Origin of the sequence: Myxococcus llanfairpwllgwyngyllgogerychwyrndrobwllllantysiliogogogochensis (assembly GCF_006636215.1) — a bacterium.
Classification (GTDB): Bacteria; Myxococcota; Myxococcia; order Myxococcales; family Myxococcaceae; genus Myxococcus; species Myxococcus llanfairpwllgwyngyllgogerychwyrndrobwllllantysiliogogogochensis.
Window position 1 is genome coordinate 19,835 of sequence record NZ_VIFM01000086.1, and the last position, 19,013, is coordinate 38,847.

Here is a 19,013-nt window from a genome sequence, read left to right on the forward strand (position 1 = left end):
CCTACCCCACGCTCCCTTCCAGACTCACTCCGAGCAGCTTCTGTGCTTCCACCGCGAACTCCATGGGGAGCTCCTTGAACACCTGCCGGCAGAAGCCATTCACAATCATCGACACCGCGTCCTCTTGAGAGATGCCGCGCTGCCGACAGTAGAAAAGCTGGTCCTCGCCAATCTTCGACGTGGACGCCTCATGCTCCACCTGCGCCGACGCGTTCTTCACCTCGATGTACGGCACCGTGTGGGCGCCGCACTTGTCTCCGAGGAGCAACGAGTCGCATTGCGTGTAGTTGCGCGCGTTCTCCGCGCTCTTGAGCACCTTCACCAGCCCGCGGTACGTGTTCTGCCCGCGTCCCGCGGAGATGCCCTTGGACACGATGGTGCTGCGGGTGTTCTTCCCCAGGTGCACCATCTTCGTGCCCGTGTCCGCCTGCTGGAGGTTGTTGGTGAGCGCCACCGAGTAGAACTCGCCCACCGAGTCATCCCCCTTGAGGATGACGCTCGGGTACTTCCACGTAATCGCCGAGCCCGTCTCCACCTGCGTCCACGAAATCTTCGCGCGCTTGTGGGCGATGCCGCGCTTGGTGACGAAGTTGTAGATGCCGCCCTTGCCCTCCGCGTCACCCGGGTACCAGTTCTGCACCGTGGAGTACTTGATGGTGGCCCCCTCGAGCGCCACCAGCTCCACCACGGCCGCATGCAACTGGTTGGTGTCGCGCTGGGGCGCGGTGCAGCCCTCCAGGTAGCTCACGTATGAGCCCTCGTCGGCGACGATGAGGGTGCGCTCGAACTGGCCCGTCTCCGCGGCGTTGATGCGGAAGTACGTGGACAGCTCCATGGGGCAGCGAACGCCCTTGGGGATGTAGACGAACGAGCCGTCGCTGAACACGGCCGAGTTGAGCGCCGCGAAGAAGTTGTCCGAGTGCGGCACCACCGAGCCCAGGTACTTGCGGAGCAGCTCCGGGTGCTCGCGCACGGCTTCGGAGAACGAGCAGAAGATGACGCCCGCCTTGGCCAGCTTGTCCTTGAACGTCGTGGCCACGGACACCGAGTCGAACACGGCATCCACCGCGACGTTCTGCAGCCGCTGCTGCTCCACCAACGGGATGCCCAGCTTCTCGTAGGTGCGGAGAATCTCCGGGTCCACCTCGTCCAGGCTGTCCTTCTTCGGTTTGAACCGGGGCGCCGAGTAGTAGCTGATGGCCTGGTAGTCGATGGGCTTGTACGTGACGGCCTGCCACGTGGGCTCGCGCAGCGTGAGCCAGTGACGGTAGGACTTCAGACGCCACTCGAGCAGGAAGGGGGGCTCGCCCTTCTTCTCCGACAGCGCGCGGATGACGTCCTCGTTCAGCCCCGGCGGGAAGGTGTCCGCCTCCACCGCGGAGACGAAGCCGGCCGCGTACGGGCGGCGCGTCAGTTCCTGGAGGGTGTCGGTGGTCATGAGCGAACTCCTGTCGTGGCGGAAGATGTCGAGGTGTTGGCGGCGGCTGCCGGGGCGGCCCGCGCGGGGATGCCCAGGCCGATGAGGCGCTCGGGCATGCGCGGCGCCGGGGCGATGAGGTCCGCCAGCGTCAGGCGCCCCAGGGCCTCCTGAATGGCCTGATTGATGAGCCGCCAGTGGCCCCGCACCTGGCACACGGCCTCCAGCTCACAGGGCGCGCCGCCGGTGGTGTGGACGCCACACTCCGTGAGCGAGACGGGGCCCTCCAACGAGGCCACCAGCTCCGCCAGGGAGAGCGACGCGGCGGGATGCGCCAGCCCGTAGCCGCCGTTGGCGCCCCGGTGCGACACCACGAGCCCCGCCTGCAGCAGGCCCTTGAGCACCTTGCTGGCCGAGGGCAATGGCACACGGGTGCGCGCCGCCAGCTCGCGAGTGGTGCGGGTGCCACCCTCCGCGCGAGCCAGCTCGGTCATCAGCACGATGCCGTAGTCGGTCATCTTGCTCATCCGGAGCATGCGGGACGCCTCTCCTCTCTGGGTCCATTCCCACGGGGCCTCATGGCCACCGGGCGCGTCATATGTAATCTGGACCGATTTAGTCCACATTGCATTTTGGGCCGCGTGCTCAAATGCGCCGGGTTGGAGGGCAAGGGGGAGAGGGCTAGGGTGGGAGTCCTGATTTCCGGAGGGAATCCGCTCATGCGTTCACTGCTGCTGCTCGCCACGCTGGCCCTGGCCCTGGCGGGCTGCGAGAAGAAGTCCGCCCCCACCGAGACTCCGCCCACCGGGCAGGCTGGCGACACGCAGGCCGCTGGCACCCAGGCAGGCACACCCGCGCAAGCGCCCGCGGGTTCGGACGCACAGGCCGCGGCTCCTGACTCGAAGGGGGCCATCCTCATCGGCGAGGTAGGCAGCCTGACGGGCAGCGAGGCGACGTTCGGCGTCTCCGCGCGCAACGGCATCGAGCTGGCCCTCAACGAGGCGAACGCCGCGGGCGGAGTGCGGGGCCGCCCACTGGCGGTGCGCGTGTACGACAGCCAGGGGCGTCCGGAGGAAGGGGCGCAGGCGGCGACGCGGCTCATCACCCAAGACAGGGTGGTGGCGATTCTGGGCGAGGCGGCCTCCTCCGTCTCCATGGCGATGGCGGAGAAGGCGCAGGTGGGCAAGGTGCCGATGATTACGCCCACCTCGACGAGCGCCGAGGTGACGAAGAAGGGCGACTACATCTTCCGCGTCTGCTTCATCGACGAGTTCCAGGGCCTGGTGATGGCGAAGTTCGCACGGGAGAACCTGAAGCTGTCGAAGGTCGCGGTGCTGACGGACAACAAGAGCGCCTTCTCGATAGGACTGGCGGAAGTCTTCACGGCGAAGTTCCAGGAGTTCGGCGGGACGATTGTCGGCAACGAGAGCTACTCGAAGGGCGACACGGACTTCCGCGCGCAGCTGACGGCGCTCAAGCAGGTGAAGCCGGAGGCGGTGTTCGTGCCGGGGTACTACACCGACGTGGGCATCATCGCGCGGCAGGCGCGCGAGGTGGGGCTGAAGGTGCCGCTGCTCGGCGGTGACGGCTGGGACTCCGACAAGCTGTTCGAATTGGGCGGGTCCGCGCTGGAGGGCAGCTACTTCTCCAACCACTATTCGCCGGGCAACCCGGACCCGGTGCTGCAGTCGTTCCTCGCGCGGTACAAGGAGAAGTACGGCAGCGTGCCGGACAGCGTGGCGGCGCTGTCGTACGACGCGGCGCGGGTGCTGGTGGAGGCGCTCAAGCGCGCCCCGGACACGAGCGGCCCGGCGCTGCGCGACGCGATTGCCGCGACGAAGGACTTCCCGGGCGTGGCGGGGCGAATCACCCTGGATGCGAATCGTGATGCCGTGAAGGAAGCCGTCGTCCTGAAGGTCGCCGGCGGCAAGGCGGAGTTCGTCACCACAGTGAAGCCGTAGTGACGCCCCGGTCCCCCGTCCTCAAGGGATGGGGGACTGGATGACGTAGTAGACGGAGCTGAAGTACCGCTGGAGCGCGTTGAGCAGTTGCACCAGGAACGGCCAGCCCATCACCGTGAAGCCCATCAGGGCGGCCGTGACGGTGGCGTACTCCACCATCGACTGGCCGCGCGGCTTGCGACGCGACAACGACGCCATCAGCACGCCCCCGGCTTCTTGCAGCCCATGTAGTAGTCGCCACGCTTCTGCTGCGTCTTCTCGTTGTTGTTCGCGTCCCAGTCACGCCACTCGTTGTTGAAGTAGGTGCCCTGGCCCTGGCCCTGGTTGATTCGCTGGGTCGGCGCGCCACCGTTCTGGGGCTGGATGGACATGCTGACCCGGGTCGGGTCATCACCGGGCTTCGCGCCGCTGAGCACCAACGTGGGAGACAGCAGCTTGTTGCTGATGCCCTGCGTGACGAGCGTCTGGGCAGCGGTCTGCATCTGCGTGTAACCCGCGTTCTCGCCGTTCGTGTACACCTGCGCCACGCGCGCGTAGAGGTCACCCGCCTTCTTCTGCGAGTCGCCGGGCTGGAAGCTCTGGCTCTCGGTGAGGGCCCACGTGTCCGTCACCAGCGCGATGTACTCCCACGGGAGCAGGTAGGTGTCCTGCTCCACGTCCCGCTTCTTCTGGGCGTTCCCGTGGACGTCTTTCGCGCCCCGGTCCTTCGGCTCCTTGGCCAGGTCGACGTCGCTGAACTCCGAGAAGAGCGTCTTGGGGAGCAGGTAGTTCTGCACGCCGCTTCGCGCCGAGCACCGGATGAGCCCGCCCCGGTTGAACTGGCTCATGTACGACCCGTGCAGCGTGACACCGTAGCTGCCCACCGCCTGCTGATTCAGCGTGCACTCCACCTGCTGGGCGCCTGGGTGCAGCCAGCACGCGTGGGCCACCAGCTCCTGGTGGTGGCTCACGTCATCCTTGCACTCGATTCCCTTGTCGGGGCCGTAGCTGTCGAGGCCCGACTCATGGTCGCAGTACATCTGCCGGGCCAGGCCCTGTGTCTGAGAGAAGCCCGCGAAGGACTCTCCTCCCTTGGGCTCCGCCGCGTAGTCCGACACCGCGTAATCCCAGACGGTGGAGAGCGCGGTCTCCTGCGCATCCAGCACGTGGCGCAAGAGGTCGTCCAGGAAGATGGCGTACATGAACACGGGGATGATGACGAGCATGCACAGGGCCGTCTCCACCGCGGCGGCGCCCCGAGCGATTCGCGTCCCAGCTCTCTTCATGGGCCTCACAGCGACACCTCCGGTGCCTCGGCGATGGTGGCCGCGTCGCTGTTGCCCGCGTCCTCCAGCACCTTCTTGGCCTCCTGCGGGGTGAAGGGATGCAGCTTCACGCGCCAGTAGGGGGCGAAGAGGTTGGGAGGCTCCGACCAGCCGCCCTGCTTGAAGCGGTGGTAGTAGACCAGGGACTTGGACAGGCTCATGCCCTCGCCAGCGGCCAACGTCAGGTCACCCGAGCCCTGGGCGCCGTGCTCGAACTTCACGCGCCGGGAGTTGTTGAGCTCCCACGGGGCCTTCTTCGGGTCACCGACGTTCAGCTTCATCGTGTAATAGCTGTAGACGCGCGGTTGGCCCCAGTCCCGTCCCTGATCCGGGTTGGCGCGGTACTTCATGAAGCAGTTGCCCGAGCCCGCGCACGCCGTGAGGGCCTTCGCGTTGGTGCCCTCGAAGCGATGCTGGCCCTTGTGTTGCTGGCCACTGACCGTGTGGCCACCGCCTCCGGAGGCGCTCCAGATGAAGGCCTCATAGTCCGCGGGAAGCGGAGGGATGGCATCCTCCCACGAGACCTGCGAGAGCATCCCCGACTCGGTGGCGGCCACCGTGGACCCCTGGTTGCCCGAGCTCTGACCGCTTTCGTAGATCTTGTTCCGGTTCTGCACCGTCTTGGAGGAGCCCTTGTGTCCCAACACCGAGTACGTCCCCTTGTTGCCGGGGATGTCCATGAACTCCTTGAGGAATAGCGGATGAAGCTGCTTCGGAGGCATCCCGCTGCCGTTACGGTTCGCGGGCCACCCCGAGCGACTCGCATTGCCAATCTCCGTCATGACGCGTGCACGGGCCTCGGGTGCGGAGTTCGCCACGCTGCCCTGGCACTGCATCCCGTCCACGGCGCAGTTGAATTCGTTGGCATTGAGCGCGCCCACCCCCGAGGACAAGTCACTCACGTTGGGCGCGGTGTCGGTCTTGAGTTGGGACAGGCCATGGCTCGAGCCGTCCTTCACCGCCTGCACGGTCTTCTCGTGGACCCCTCGCTGCGAGGTGTGGATGTTGTCCACCATCAGGTCCAGCCCCGTCATGGCGGCCCTGAAGTTCCCCTCCAGGCCCCTGACGTCCCGGTCGTACAGCCTGCCCTTCTTGCCGAACTCCGCCGCGATCTTCCCGGCCTCTATCAGGTGCTTACAGCAAGGGCAGGTTCCCCTGCAGGCGACGCACCTGGCCGTCTCCGTGATGACAATCTGGTTGAAGTTCTCTTGCCCCGCCCGAAGCATCTCGCCGGTGATGCTCGCGGTGGCCATGTACGCGTGAAGGCTGTTCATCGCCACGTAGGAGCCAGCGATGGCCCGGTTGGTCACCGCGTAGTAGTTGAGCGCCCGCGCCTCCAGCACGCCCATGGAGAACGACATGGCATCGCCATGTTGCTGCAGGCTCATCTTCTGGCGCAGCGCGTGGCTCAGGTTGAAGCTCAGCGTCACCATCAGCGCGAGCACCAGGAACGACAGCGAGCCCAGGACAATGGCCTGTCCGCGCTGGGAGCGGCGACGCCGGCTCAGTAGGAGAACGGGAAGAGGCATACGTTGCTCCCTGGAAGGTCGCTGGTGTTGAGGTAGAGATTGGACTGCATTCGCATCGTGTACGTGGCGCGGATGGGCGCGATGTAGATGCCCTTGGAGGCGGCGCTGTCGTAGGGGCTCTCGCCCTTGCCGGCGCTCCCGAACCTGCGCCCGGCGGCCTTGCTCTTCTCCGCCGCCTTCACCTCACCCATGCGCACCACCATGGGCATGTCGCGGGCGCGCGCGGCGTTGTAGATGACCCAATCCGCGAACGGGATGACGAGCCGGTAGTTGAACGTCACCTGCACGCGCAGCTTGGTGCGGTGGCTCTGCTTCCAGTCGTCGGAGGTGGCGTTGTCCGGGTCGTCGAAGTCCAGCTCACCTCCACTGCCGCCCACGTCCGCCCTCGTCGGCCCGCAGATGGTGACCTCGGCGTACTTCAAGTCCGTGTCCGCCATCTCGTTGCTCTTCAGCTCATTCCACTTCGTCGTGAAGTCCTGCCCGCTGTTCACCGGGCGGACATATTCGATGCCGTCCGGCCCCGAGGAGCGCTTGGCCAGCATCGGCAGGAGCACGGCGACCGCCGCCCGCTCCATCTCCTTCACGCTCGCGTTGTGGATGGAGCCGGCCCGCACCGCTTTGTAGGCGGCGTACTTCGTCAGGAGCCGGGCCTGGTGCATCAACCCCAGTTGCAGGATGCCCAGGATGAGAAAGACGAAGAGCGGCAGGACAATCGCGGACTCCACCGCAGCCTGTCCAGACTGTGCCCTTGCAAGGCGAAAGCAGAGGCGACATCGCATACACCAATCACTACCACACCCACAGAGCCCTCCTCAAAATCCCCGGGATTCAAAACCTCCACTCAAAACCCGCAATGTTGCCCCCTGCACATGAATGACAATCATTCCCCACGAGGCGTTGCCTTCGTCACAATCGCGTCACCTCGGCCGCTTGCCCTCACATGCACCGGACAAATACAGCCATGCTCCATGGTGGGAACCCACGACACGGAGATATGACAAACACCCGACATTGCTGGGAGGCATGAGAGGCCATGCACTGCCTGCTGGCCCGTGGGGCAGCCAGGCCTCCCTCGCACGCTTGAGCACATGTTTCGGGGGAAACACGTAGGTGGCGCGGTTCCGGTGCGCTCACGTACGGGAAAGCCCGCGTGGCCTCACTCACGGCATCCGCGAGTCACGACTCCGTCCTGGCCTCGATGCCACGGGCCCCGCCCCCATGCCGGGGGCGACTCCATGCCCCTACGGGATGGGCGACTGGATGACGTAGTAGATGGAACCGAAGTACCGCTGCAGCGCGTTCAGCAACTGCACCAGGAACGGCCAGCCCATCACGGTAAAGCCCATCAGCGCCGCGGTGACCACGGCGTACTCCACCATCGACTGACCGCGCGCCCGAACAAGCCCCAGCCTCCGGGGTGACTTCGCCATCGCTGTATCCTTCCTGTCGTTCACGGAGCGGCACCTCGCTGGAGCAGCGAGACCTGAAGCTCCACCCCTGGCGCCTCCGCGCGCGTGCGCAAGGTGGCCCGCCCCAGGGTGGTGCCCTTCATCAACTCGAACGCGATGCCGTTCGCGTCCACCGGCTCCACGGCCCCCACGTCCCAGCCCTGCTGCGTGAGCAGGCTCCGGTACCGCTCACCCACCGAGGTCGGAGAGCCCTCCGGCAGTTGGCCGGAGACGACGTGGTGCGAGGCCCCCTCCATGGAGAAGGAGAGCGTGACGGGTTGACCCAGCTCGGGCGGCAACGGAATCCAGGGCGGCACCCGCGAGGCCCGCTTCAACAGCGGCGCCACCTGCCCCGCCGACACGAAGCCCAGCGTCTCTCCTCCCTGCGCCAGCACGGAGACGAGCCGCATCTCCTCCGTCGCCGGACTCCAGTACCCCACCCAGCCCCCGTGCTCGCCATGGCGCTCGCCGAGCACCGGCAGCCCATTGTCCAGCAGCACCTGCCGGTAGTGGGAGAGGACCTGCTCCGGCGTGTCCTTCGTGGAGAACCACGCCACGGCGATGGGCACGTCCGGGCCCAGGTAGTCCACCGCGAGCAGTTCCGCGCGGCTCGCCCGGGGATACGCGGGGAAGTGCACCAGCGCGCGCTTCAGCGCGGCCTCCTCCTCGGGCGAGCGCCCCGCGGGCTTCGCGGGGGGCGCATCATCGAGCGAGGGCGGAGGAGCCCACTCCTCCGTCGCGTCGCGCCGCCCGTAGACGGCGCCCTCCCAGGCAAAGCCAATCAACGAGCCCACCACGGCCACGGAGAACAGCAGCGCCGGCACGCGGATGACCAGGCTCGAGGCACGCGACATCAGCAGCTCTCCGCCTGGGCACAGCCCAGGTAGTTGTTCCCCCGGGCGTCGTGCGTGGCCTCGTTGTTGTCCTTGTCCCAGTCCTTCCACTCGCTGTTGAAGTAGCTGGCGCTTCCGCCGTTCTGATCCAGGGTCTGCACCGGCCCGCCGCTCGACGGGAAGGGCTTGATGGAGAGGCTGGGCTCGCGCGGGTCATCCCCGGGGGGCATGGAGTCCAGGCGAATCGCGCTGTTGAGCACTTCCTGCGTGGCCTGGCTGACGAGCGCCTCGGCGGCCGAGGACATCTGGGTGTACCCCGCGTTGTCCTGGTTCTTGTAGACCTGCGCCAGCCGCACGTAGAGGTTGTCCTCTTCGCCGTTCGTCGTCCCCGGCCCCTGGTTCGCGGCCTTCGTGAGCGCCCACGTATCGGTGACGATGGCGATGCGCTCCCAGGGCAGCAGGTAGACGTCGCCCTCGAGCCCGCGCGGGTCGTCCTGCAAGTCGCCCCCCGTCGCGTTGCCGTGGATGCCATCGGAGCGCTTCTTCGTCTGCCGCGCGAGCCCCACCTGACTGAAGTCCTGCAGGAAGGACTTGGGCAGCAGGTAGTTCTGCACGCCCAGGCGCGCCGAGCAGCGGATGACGCCGCCCTTGCCGAACTGGTCCATGTACGACTGGTGCAGGTCCACGTTGTACGCGCCCGCGGGGCCGCCACCACCGCCGCCATTGGGGTCGGCCTGGTTCAGCGTGCACTGCACCTGCTGCGCTCCCGGGTTGAGCCAGCACGCATGCGCGGACACCTCCGCGTGGTGGCCCTCGTCGTTCTCACACTCGGGACCCTTGCCAGGGCCGAAGCTGTCGAGGCCCGACTCGTGGTCGCAGTACATGAGCCGCGCGAAGTACTGCGCGCCGGTGAAGCCATTGAAGGGCTCCGGGCCGGACTCGGGCGGGTCCTTGGGCGGGGTCGGATAGTCCTGCACGGCGTAATCCCAGACAGTGGACAGCGCCGTCTCCTGCGAATCCAGCGTGTGCCTCAGCAGGTCGTCCAGGAAGAGCGCGTACATGAAGACGGGGATGATGACCAACATGCACAGCGCCGTCTCCACGGCGGCGGCGCCCCTGGCCGCGCGATGTCTGGAAGTCCTCACAGCGCAACCCCTTCCACCTGCGACATCTGGGCGGCTTCCGAGTTGCCCGCGGCCTCCAGCACCTGCTGCGCATCTCCCTTGGTGTAGGGGTGCAGCTTGGCGCGCCAGTAGGGCGCGAAGAGGTTGGGGGCCTCCTTCCAACCGTCGTCGCCGAAGCGGTGGTAGTAGACGAGCGACTTGGACATGGCCATGCCCTCGGTCGCCGCGACGGTGAGGTTTCCATCGCCTTGCTGGCCATGGGTGAGCTTCACCTGCGCCGAGGAGTTGAGCTCCCAGGGCGCGCGCTTCGTGTCGCCCACGCGGAAGCGCATGGACAGGTAGCTGTAGACGCGCGGCTGGCCCCAGTCCCGGTCCGGGTCCGGGTTGGCGCGGAACTTCATGAAGCAGTTTCCAGAGCCCGCGCAGCCGGTGAGCGCCCGGACGTTGACGCCCTCGAACCGATGCTGGCCCGAGTGTGCGCCATCACCCTTGTGGTCGCCGCCGCTGTCGTCGCTCCAGATCTCCGACTTGAAGGAGCTGAACCCGAAGCCGTGCTTCCATTGGTGGGTGATGTTGCCCTCATCCTGCGCCGCCACCATGGAGCCCTCGTTGCCCCCCTCCCGGCCGCCCTGGGTGAGCTGTCCATTGTCCTTCACCGTCTTGGCCGTCCCCCGGGTGCCGTTGATCATCTTCTGGGCTTCGTTGTTCGGGATGTCGTCCATCTCCTGGAAGAACTGGGCGTTGAGGTACTTGGGCTTGTTCATCGGGGAGCCCATTCCCGGGCTCGTCCGGGTCGCGGGCCATCCGGAGCGGGTCGCGTTGGCGATCTCCGTCATCACCCGCGCGCGGGCCTCCGGTGAGGAGTTGCTCTCGCTGCCCTGGCACTCCATCCCATCCACGGCGCAGTTGAACTCGTTGGCGTTGATGGAACCCACCGCCGACACGAGCTCGCTCGCGTTGGGCGCGGTGTAGCTCTTGAGCTGGGACAGGCCGTGGCTCCTGCCATCCTTCACCGCCTGAAGGGTCTTGTCGTGGACCGAGCGCTGGGCGGTGTGGATGTTGTCCACCATCAGGTCCAGCCCCTCCATGGCCGTGTTGAAGTTGGACTCGAAGTCCTTGACCTTGTCGTCGTAGTCGTCGCCGGCGTCACTGAAGTCGTTGGCGATCTGGATCGCCTCCGCGATGTGCTCGCAGTGGTCGCACATGAACTCGCACGCGACACACAGACCGAACTCGATGAGGGCGATCTGCATGAAGTTGTTGGACGAGGCCCGCATCATCTCGCCGGTGAGGCTGGCGGCGGACATGTATGCGTGCAGGCTGTTCATCGCCACGTAGGAGGTGGCGATGGCCCGGTTGCTGACCGCGTAGTAGTTGAGCGCGCGCGCCTCCAGCACCGCCATGGAGAACGACAGGGTGTCGCTGTGCTGCTGCAGGCTCATCTTCTGGCGCAGCGCGTGGCTCAGGTTGAAGCTCAGCGTCACCATCAGCGCGAGCACCAGGAACGACAGCGAGCCCAGGACGATGGCCTGTCCCCGCTGGATGCGACGGCGCGTCCGGCTCAGTAGGAGAACGGGAAGATGCATGCGTTGCTCGCTGGCAGGGCGTTGGTGTTGAGATAGAGATTGGACTGCATCCGCATGGTGTACGTGGCGCGGATGGGCATGATGTAGATGCCCTGGCCGGCGGCGCTCTCGTAGGGGCTCTCACCCGTGGCGGCGCCTCCGAAGCGGCGGGTGGAGACCTTGGCCTGCTCCGCCGCCTTCACCTTCCCCATGCGCATCAGCATCGGCATCTCGCGGCCGCGCGCGGCCTGGTAGATGACCCAGTCCGCGAAGGGAATCAGCAGCCGGTAGTTGAGCGTGAGCTGGATGCGCAGCTTGGTGCGGTGGTTCTGCCGCCAGTTGGCCGGGCTGGTGTTCTTGGGGTCGTCGAAGTCGAACTCCGCTCCCCCGGAGACCTCTTCCTGCGTCGGGCCGCAGACGGTGACCTCCGCGTACTTCAGGTCCACGCCGGGCATCTCGTTGCTCTTCAGCTCGTTGAACTTGGTCTCGAACTCCTGCGCGCTGCCCACCGGGCGGGTGTACTCGATGCCACCCGCGCCACCGGCCCGGCTGCTGAGGATGGGCAGCAGCACCCCGAGCGCGGCGGCCTCCATGGTCTTCACGTTGGCGTTGTGGAGGGAGCCGGCTCGCACCGCCTTGTAGGCGGCGTACTTCGTCAGGAGCCGGGCCTGGTGCATCAGCCCGAGCTGGAGCGTGCCCAGGATGAGGAACACGAAGAGCGGCAGGACGATGGCGGACTCCACCGCGGCCTGGCCTGATTGGGTCGCTGTGGTGAGGGAGCGCATCCAGCCTCGCGAAAGGGCGCTGGGGTACCGCACGCCCCGAGCACCACGAAGTTACACTGACAATCTGATCTCGCGATTCACGACCCTAATGTTGCCGGCGCGGAGACGAAAACTTCGCGGGCCGTCATCGCAGGCTCGAAGCATCCCTCTCCCTGGGAAAAAAGCCGCGCCAGAAGACTCCCGGCGGCCACATGACCGATGGGTCGCGCCAAAACTCTCAACGGTTGCAAAAGCAAGTGACGCGGATGGCCATGAGCGCGCCCGCATGGCGGGCGGATGAGCGAGTCCCGTGCCCGGGTTCAGCGCCGTCGGGCGATCTCCTGGATGAGCTCCACGTAGCGGCGGTTCTTGGGGTTGAGCTTGAACGCCTTGCGGAAGGAGTCCTCCGCCAGGGCCCACTGCCCCTCGCCCTGGGCCACCTCGCCCAGGAAACCCCAGCCGTCCTCCAGCCCGGGCTCCTGGCGCACGACTTCCTGGAGTTCCTGGAGTGCCAGGCGGCCGTGGGCCTCCGGCTTCATGAGGTAGCGAGCCCAGGCGCGCCAGGCGTGATGCAGCGGCTTGGGTTCGATGTCGCAGGCGTATTCGAAGTACTCGAACGCGCCCGCGTAGTGCTTCGCGGCGAGCCTGCGTCGGGCTTCGTCGAACTGGGTGGTCGCATCCAGCAGGTCGGTGCGGATGCGGAACTGTTCGGCGGTGCTGGGGCGGCTCGTGGTGGCGCGCTCCTTCTCGCGGTGCGCCGCGCGGCGCTTGCGCCACAAGAGGTTCTGCTCCGCGTCCGACAGCACGCCGTACGCCTTCGCGGAGGCCGCCAGCAGGGCCTCCGCCTTCTCCTTCAGCTCTGGCGTCTGGAAGCGCAGGGGCGAGTACCGCTCCGCCCACGCGAGGAAGGCGCGGCGCAGGGGCAGGGGCTGCACGTCCTCGGGGACCTCCAGCAGGGCGAACGGGTCCTTGCTCCGGTGCGCGAGGAAGGCCGTCACCAGGGCGTCTCTGGCGGCCACGTCCTCGTCGGAGAACGGCGTGCCCCGCGCGGCGACGGGCTCCGGGGCGACAGGCTCCGGGGGTGGCGCCACGGGCACCGGCGCGGCGCGAGCGGACAGCTCCGCCGCCTTCGCGTCCGCGTCCTCCACGAAGCCCGCCACGCCCAGCAGGCACAGCGCGTAGAGCCGCCGCAGCACCGTCTCCGTGTCGAAGCCCGTGCGCTCCTGGAGTTCGTTGAACGTGGGCCGCTGCCGGAGCTGCTGCAACAGCCGCGCGTCCTTGGACGACAGCTTGGGCCCGGACTCCACGCCGGGCATCTGCCCGAATCTCCGCTCGTCCGTGAAGGTGAAGTGGGTGGCCACCGCGTCGAAGGGCATCACCCCTTCCACGCCGGTCAGGATGAGCTGCGCGGGGTTGGTCCGCACGCTCGCGTCCGGCGTCTCCGCGTCCGCGATGAGGCGGTACTTCGCGTCCACCCACCGGAAGCAATCCAGGAGCTTGTGGGCCAGGTTCGCCTGGAGCTGCTTGTACAAGTCAAAGGGGCTGATGAGCCCCTTCTGCACCAGGAGCCCACCCATCTGCATGCCCGTGGACACGCTCTCCGCCAGCGACTTCTGGTAGTCCGCCTCCGTCAGCCGGCCCTTCTCCACCAGGTACTTGCCCAGCGTCTCGTGCAGCAGGTTGGACTGGCACGCCACTGGTGAGCCGTCCTCGAAGAGGATGCGCTTCTCGCGCTGCCGCACCTTCAGCTCCAGCGTACAGGTGCGCTCCTCCACCATCAGCGCATGCACCAGCAGGGGGAACGGTGTGTCGGCGAGCAAGCCCTCGCGCTGGCGGAGCACCTGCGACGGGGTGGGAAACATGGAGCGGTGCCTCGGCTGTGGACGCGAGAAGGGCTGGCCCCGGAAGCCTACGCTCCCCCTCGCTCCCGCTGTCCAGTGACTCCAGACATGTTCCAGGGAGTCGTACTTTCACGGAGAGATTCGAACAGCGAGCGAAGGCGGATTCACTCAGGGTGCGAAGCCTCACATGCAACCGTTGACAGCTCGCACGGCCAGGTGCGCCCGGGGCACCACGGTGACGCGGGGCGACGGCCCCTTGTGTCACTCGAACACGGCGCGGGCACCGCCCCGGAGGGGTCTAGGATGGGGCTCCACACCCCTGGAGGACGCCCATGAAGTCACTCTCACGCAGCATCGCGGTCACGCTGCTCTGTCTCACCGCCGCTTGTGGAGGCTCGGTGGAGGACCCCGGTCAGGAGCTGGGCACGACGGAGCAACACAGCCGGCCGTGCACGCACGAATCTCAATGTCCCAGCACCCAGACCTGCGTCGTGGGCACCTGCGTTCCAACGTGTGACCTCGCCGCGCCCACCGTGGTCTGCGGCAGCGTGCAGTGCTGCCCCGGGTACCTGGCGCCCAACGGCAACCAGAGCAAGCCGTACTGCAACTTCGCTTGCTACGACGGGCCCTGAACCCGGGCCCTCGCTTCACGAGCCGCGCGCCCGGGTCTGTCATTGCAACGCGGGCCTGTGGCGACCTCCAGGCTAGTCCACGTCCTCTTCCAGGCCGGTGGCCGAGGGCAGCTCGCCGGAGTACCGGTCGCCGTAGTACCCGTGGCGGCCGTGCGCGCGCGGGGCGAACAGGCCCAGCTGGTTCGCCACCGCCGCGCCCGTCCCCAGCACCAACGCCAGCAGCACCGCGTAGGTGAGCGGCCGGCTGGGGCGCGACAGCCACGCCCACCGGCGCTCGCGGCGACGCTGGAAGCCCGGCGCCGCCACGTACTCGCCCCACGCCAGCTCTCGCATCCGCGCCGCGTCCGCCGCGCGCCCGTCCTTCGCCAGCGCGCGCGCCAGCAGATAGCGCCCCTCCACCGAGCCCAGCCGCACCGCGCAGAAGCGCTCCAGGGCTTCAATCGCGCCCTTCACCTCGCCGCGCTTCAGCCGGAAGCGGCCTCGCTCCAGGTCGATGGCGCCCTGCCGGTAGCCCGCGTCCAGATTGGCCGCTTCGTCCAACAGCAGCTCACCGCGGCGCGCGTCTCCGGAGCCCAGGTACGCCACGCCGAGGAGGTACAGGGTGTCCACGTCCTCGTCGCCCGCCTCCAGGTTGGGCTTGAGGATGTCCACGGCTTCGTCGTACCGCTTCTGCTCGACGCGGATGTCCGCCAGCTCGTGGCGCGCGCGCCGCTCGTGAGGGTTGGTGAGGATGGTCCCCGCCAGCTCGCCCGCGCGCTGGAAGCGCTTGAACATGCGCACCGGGCTGGGCAAGAGCCGCCACGTGAAGCGGTCCGCCACGAAGATGAAGACGATGACCAGGCCCAGCGACAGCAACGGGCTGCCGGTCAGCAGGGTCAGGAACATCCACAACATCCACTTGCTCATAAGTTCCTCGACATCCCTCGCGCGCGCCGCTGACTAGAGCAGTCGCGCGCAGACGGCGCTGTGTACGTCCGCGCCCTTTTCCGTCAAAGCCAGCCGCCCACCCGTGAGCGTCGCGAAGCCGTGCTCCACCAGCCGCGCCACCTCCACCCGCCGCGCCTCCACCGACTGCCCGTACCGCTCGCACACCACTTCCCAGTCCACGCCGGACACCAGCCGCAAGCCCATGGACAGCCGCTCCGCGAACAGCTCCTCCGGCCCCAGCGCCTCCCGCCCCTCCTCCGGCAAGCGGCCCGCCTCCACCTCTCCCAGGTACTTCTCCGGGCTGCGCACGTTGACGTAGCGCGAGGGCTCGGGCGTCAGCAGCATGCCCGTGGCGCCCACGCCCAGCGCCAGGTACTCGCCCCCCGTCCAGTAGAGCGCGTTGTGCCGGGAGCTGAAGCCCTCCCGTGCGTGGTTGGACACTTCATAGCGGCGCAGGCCCGCCGCGCCATACACCTCGCGCACCACCCGGGCCATCTCCACCACGTCGTCGTCCGCGGGCAGCTCCAGCTCGCCGCGCTTGAGGCGCTTGGACAGCGGCGTGTCCTCCGCCAGCACCTCGCGCTCCACCGTCAGCGCATATGTGGACAGGTGCTCCGGCGCGAGCGCCACCGCCCGTCGCGCGTCCTCCTCCACCTGCGCCACGCTCTGCCCGTGCACGCCGTAGATGAAGTCCATGGACACCACCGGGAAGCCCGCCCGCCGGGCCAGCTCCACGGCGAGTTCCACCTGCGCCGCGTCGTGCGCGCGGCCCAGCGCCTTGAGCGTCTCCGGGCGGAAGGACTGCACGCCCAACGACAGCCGGTTCACCCCCGCGGCCCGATACCCCGCGAAGCGCTCCGCGTCGGCGCGCTCCGGGTTGCCCTCCAGCGACACCTCCACGCCGGGCGACACCGTCAGCCTGGCGGCGATGCCCTCCAGCACGCGGGCCACGTAGCGGGGGTGCCACAGCGAAGGCGTGCCGCCGCCCAGGAAGATGGACTCCAGCGGCTTCGAGCGCAGCCCGGGCGACGCCGCGAGCCGCGTGTCGAGTTCCGCGAGCACCGCGTTCGCATAGCGCTCCTCGGGCACCTGCTTCGCCACCGCCACCGCGAAGTCGCAGTACGGGCACTTCGCGAGGCAATAGGGGAAATGCAGGTACAGCCCGAAGCGGGCCGCGGCCATCCCCGTGAGCGGGTCCACTGGTGCGTCGAACGGCATGAGGGGCAAACCTTTACTTCCGGCCCTTCAATTGCGCTTCGAGCTTCGCGATCTTCGCCTTGTAGCCAGCCGCCGCTTCGAGCGCCGTCTCGGCCGCCATCAGCTTTCGCTTCAGGTTCGCCGCGTCCGCCTTGAGCCCCTCCCGCTCGGCTTCCCAGTCGCCGGCACCGCCAGCGGGCTTTCCGCTCGCCTGCTTCTCGAGCTGGGCAAGCTTCGCTTCCAGCGCCGCGCGAGCCTCCTGCTCCGTCCGGAGCGAGGACTCCGCGCGCGTCAGCTTCGCCTCCACCGCCGCTCGCGCCGCGTCCGAGTCCTTCGACTGCCCCACCTTCGCGCCGCGCGACTCCTCCAGCGCGGCCTCCGCCCGAGCCAGCTTCGCTTCGAGGTCCTTGAGCTTGCCCGCCTGCGAAGACTCCGCCTGGGACAGCTTCGCCTCCGTCGCGGACCGCGCGGCGTCCGCGTCCTTGAGCTTGCTCGCCTGCGCGGCCTCGACCTGCGACAACTTCGCTTCGGCGTCCTTGAGCTTGCTCGCCTGCGAGGCCTCGGTCTGCGTCAGCTTCGCTTCGAGGTCCTTGAGCTTGCTCGCTTGCGCGGCCTCGGTCTGGCTCAGCTTCTCAGCGGCTGCCTTCAGCGCGCTCGCTTGCGCGGCCTCGGATTGCGCCAGCTTCTCGGCGGCCTCCTTCAAGGCACTCGCCTGCGCCGCTTCGACCTGCGCCAGCTTCGCCTCGGTCTCCTTCTGCTTCGCGGCCTGCGCGACCTGGGCCGCCTGCGCCGCCCGGGTGGCCTCCGCCTTGGCCGACTCCAGCGCACCCTCCAGCATCTTCAAGCGCTGCTGGAGCCGCTCCGCCTTGTCCGCCTCCGCGCGCGTGGCCTCCAGCTCATCGCGCAGCTCCGCCAGCTCCGCTTCGGTGCCGCCCTTCCCCGCCGCCAGCGAGTCCGCGCGCGCTTCTTCTTCCGCGGCCCGCACCTGTGCGTCCGCGCGCTCGGCTTCGGCCGCCTCGCGACGCACGCGCTCCAGCGACACGTCTTCCTTCGCCTGCGCCAGCACGCCCTGCACCCGCGCCAGCTCCGCCTCACGCTGCCCGGAGGCGGTCTCCAGCATCGACACGCGCGCGGCCAGTCCCACGCGCTCGGCGTCCGTGGTCGCCGCCTTCATCTCCGCCGCGCCGACCTGCTTCTTCAGCGCCTCGCGCTCGACCTGCGCCGCCTCCAGCGCCGAGGTCAACTCGGCCACCTTGGCCTCGGCCTGCTGCGCCGCTTCGCCCAGCGCCGCCGCGTCCGCCTCCATCCTGTCGCGCAGCGCCACCTGCTCGACTTCCAGCGCCTCCAGCGCCTCCTTCAGCGCCGCCGCCTCCCCTTCCGCCACCGACGCCCGCTCACCGGCCTGCGACAGCCCCTCTTCGAGCGCCTGCGCACGCTCCGTCGCGCGCGCCTCCTCCGCCTCCAGACGCGCCAGCTCCGAGGTGCGCCCCTCCAGCGCCTGCCGCAACACAGGCACCTCCGCCGCTTCCGTGGTGCGCGCGGTGAGCGCCGCTCGCAGCCCGACGATTTCGGCGTCCTTCAGCGCCAGCGCCTTCTCCAGCTCGGCCGTCTGGCCCTGGAGCGTGCGCAGCCCTTCCTCCACCACCGCGAGCTGACGGCGCGCCTCGTCGCGCTCCTGCTCCAGCGTCTGCGCGCGCCCCTGCGCCTCCTCCAGCGAGCTCTTGGACCAGTCGCTCTCGCTCTCCACCGCGCTCAGCGCGCCCTGCGCCTCCGCGAGCGCCGTCTCCAACTGCCCGGCGCGCAGGCTCAGCGAGTCGCGCTCGCCCGTCATCTCCTCCAGCTCGCCGCCCAGCCGCTCCACGTCCGCGACGACCTGCTGGTACTGCTCCTGGACGGCCTCCAGCGCGCCCTGCGACTCGGACTTCTCCGCCGCCAGCTCCGCCACGCGGTCCTGCGCCAGCGACAGCGCCTCCTTGGCGCCCACCAGCTCCTCGGCCACCGCGCCCCGCGACTCGCGCTCGTCCTGGAGCTCCGCCGTCAGCCGGGGGATCTCCGACTCCACCTCCGCCAGCGCGCGCGACAGGTCCTTGCGGTCCGCCTCCAACGAGGCCAGCTCCGCCTCCAGGCCGGCGAGCTTCGCCTCGGCCTCGGCGGCGCGCTTCTCCGCGCCCGACAGCGCCTCCGACGTCTGGACCAGCTTCGCGGGCGAGTCCTTCACCGCCAGCAACTGCGCCTTCGCCTCCGCCGCTTCCTTGCGCAGTTGGGTGAGCGACTGCTTCAGCCCGTTCACCTCCCCGTCGCGCTCCGCGTACAGCGTGCGGGCGCGGGCCAGGGTCTCCGTCTTCTGCCGGACCACCGCCCGGAAGTACTCCAGCTTGTCCTCTGGCGAGCCCCCCATGGGCATCCGGGGCTCGGACGCCTCGTTGAAGGGGTCATTGCCGGGCACCCGCACCGCCCGCGAAACCGGGGCC

Annotated in this window: 17 protein-coding genes; 2 read left to right on the forward strand and 15 right to left on the reverse strand. The window is 68.3% G+C overall.

The annotated features are described in order from the left end of the window. Window position 1: 1 nt before the first annotated feature. Both sufB and FJV41_RS21785 read right to left on the reverse strand, forming a co-directional pair. Entirely contained in the window at window positions 2–1,438 is a 1,437-nt protein-coding gene (gene sufB / locus FJV41_RS21780; protein ID WP_141644453.1) for a Fe-S cluster assembly protein SufB, read from the reverse strand. Further along, window positions 1,435–1,953, reverse strand: a complete 519-nt coding sequence (locus FJV41_RS21785; protein ID WP_141644454.1) for an SUF system Fe-S cluster assembly regulator — start codon at window positions 1,951–1,953, stop codon at window positions 1,435–1,437. Before FJV41_RS21785 ends, sufB begins: the two co-directional genes overlap by 4 nt. Before the next feature lie 183 nt (window positions 1,954–2,136). Here FJV41_RS21785 and FJV41_RS21790 point away from each other — a divergent pair, with 183 nt between their 5' ends. Continuing rightward, on the forward strand, window positions 2,137–3,378 hold the full coding sequence (locus tag FJV41_RS21790; protein WP_141644455.1) for an ABC transporter substrate-binding protein: 1,242 nt from the start codon (window positions 2,137–2,139) through the stop codon (window positions 3,376–3,378). Between the two features lie 21 nt (window positions 3,379–3,399). Here the strand turns inward: FJV41_RS21790 and FJV41_RS21795 are convergent, their stop codons facing one another. The 10 genes from FJV41_RS21795 to FJV41_RS21840 all read right to left on the reverse strand — a co-directional run bounded on the left by FJV41_RS21795 (window position 3,400) and on the right by FJV41_RS21840 (window position 13,807). After that, entirely contained in the window at window positions 3,400–3,582 is a 183-nt protein-coding gene (locus FJV41_RS21795; RefSeq protein ID WP_141644456.1) for a hypothetical protein, read from the reverse strand. Beyond that, window positions 3,576–4,643 carry a hypothetical protein gene (locus FJV41_RS21800; protein WP_141644457.1) on the reverse strand — a complete coding sequence of 356 codons (1,068 nt, stop codon included), beginning with the start codon at window positions 4,641–4,643 and terminating at the stop codon, window positions 3,576–3,578. Before FJV41_RS21800 ends, FJV41_RS21795 begins: the two co-directional genes overlap by 7 nt. A gap of 5 nt (window positions 4,644–4,648) precedes the next feature. Further along, window positions 4,649–6,211 carry a hypothetical protein gene (locus FJV41_RS21805; protein WP_141644458.1) on the reverse strand — a complete coding sequence of 521 codons (1,563 nt, stop codon included), beginning with the start codon at window positions 6,209–6,211 and terminating at the stop codon, window positions 4,649–4,651. Then, complete coding sequence (locus tag FJV41_RS21810; protein WP_141644459.1) at window positions 6,187–6,990, reverse strand: TadE/TadG family type IV pilus assembly protein; 804 nt, start codon at window positions 6,988–6,990, stop codon at window positions 6,187–6,189. The genes FJV41_RS21805 and FJV41_RS21810 overlap by 25 nt, the downstream gene beginning before the upstream one ends. A gap of 462 nt (window positions 6,991–7,452) precedes the next feature. Further along, complete coding sequence (locus tag FJV41_RS21815) at window positions 7,453–7,641, reverse strand: hypothetical protein (RefSeq protein WP_141644460.1); 189 nt, start codon at window positions 7,639–7,641, stop codon at window positions 7,453–7,455. A gap of 20 nt (window positions 7,642–7,661) precedes the next feature. Continuing rightward, entirely contained in the window at window positions 7,662–8,513 is an 852-nt protein-coding gene (locus FJV41_RS21820; RefSeq protein ID WP_174466480.1) for a hypothetical protein, read from the reverse strand. Beyond that, the gene (locus FJV41_RS21825) at window positions 8,513–9,577 is read right to left on the reverse strand and encodes a hypothetical protein (RefSeq protein WP_141644468.1); all 1,065 of its coding nucleotides are present in this window, start codon (window positions 9,575–9,577) and stop codon (window positions 8,513–8,515) included. The genes FJV41_RS21820 and FJV41_RS21825 overlap by 1 nt, the downstream gene beginning before the upstream one ends. A 56-nt stretch (window positions 9,578–9,633) precedes the next feature. After that, window positions 9,634–11,202, reverse strand: coding sequence for a hypothetical protein (locus tag FJV41_RS21830; RefSeq protein ID WP_141644461.1), 1,569 nt, complete (start codon window positions 11,200–11,202; stop codon window positions 9,634–9,636). Next, on the reverse strand, window positions 11,178–11,966 hold the full coding sequence (locus FJV41_RS21835; protein ID WP_141644462.1) for a TadE/TadG family type IV pilus assembly protein: 789 nt from the start codon (window positions 11,964–11,966) through the stop codon (window positions 11,178–11,180). The genes FJV41_RS21830 and FJV41_RS21835 overlap by 25 nt, the downstream gene beginning before the upstream one ends. Window positions 11,967–12,265: 299 nt before the next feature. Next, window positions 12,266–13,807, reverse strand: coding sequence for a DUF4388 domain-containing protein (locus tag FJV41_RS21840; RefSeq protein ID WP_141644463.1), 1,542 nt, complete (start codon window positions 13,805–13,807; stop codon window positions 12,266–12,268). A gap of 311 nt (window positions 13,808–14,118) precedes the next feature. Here FJV41_RS21840 and FJV41_RS21845 point away from each other — a divergent pair, with 311 nt between their 5' ends. Continuing rightward, window positions 14,119–14,418, forward strand: a complete 300-nt coding sequence (locus FJV41_RS21845; protein WP_141644464.1) for a hypothetical protein — start codon at window positions 14,119–14,121, stop codon at window positions 14,416–14,418. A gap of 72 nt (window positions 14,419–14,490) precedes the next feature. On the opposite strand, the gene FJV41_RS21850 is transcribed toward FJV41_RS21845, so the two are convergent. The 3 genes from FJV41_RS21850 to FJV41_RS54620 form a co-directional block, all read right to left on the reverse strand. After that, entirely contained in the window at window positions 14,491–15,324 is an 834-nt protein-coding gene (locus FJV41_RS21850; RefSeq protein WP_141644465.1) for a hypothetical protein, read from the reverse strand. Between the two features lie 33 nt (window positions 15,325–15,357). Further along, window positions 15,358–16,563 (reverse strand): radical SAM family heme chaperone HemW, encoded by a 1,206-nt coding sequence (gene hemW, locus FJV41_RS21855; RefSeq protein WP_141644466.1) that lies wholly within the window; start codon window positions 16,561–16,563, stop codon window positions 15,358–15,360. A gap of 13 nt (window positions 16,564–16,576) precedes the next feature. Continuing rightward, window positions 16,577–19,013 (reverse strand): coiled-coil domain-containing protein (locus tag FJV41_RS54620; RefSeq protein WP_141644467.1); only part of this gene is annotated, 2,437 nt, incomplete at its 5' end.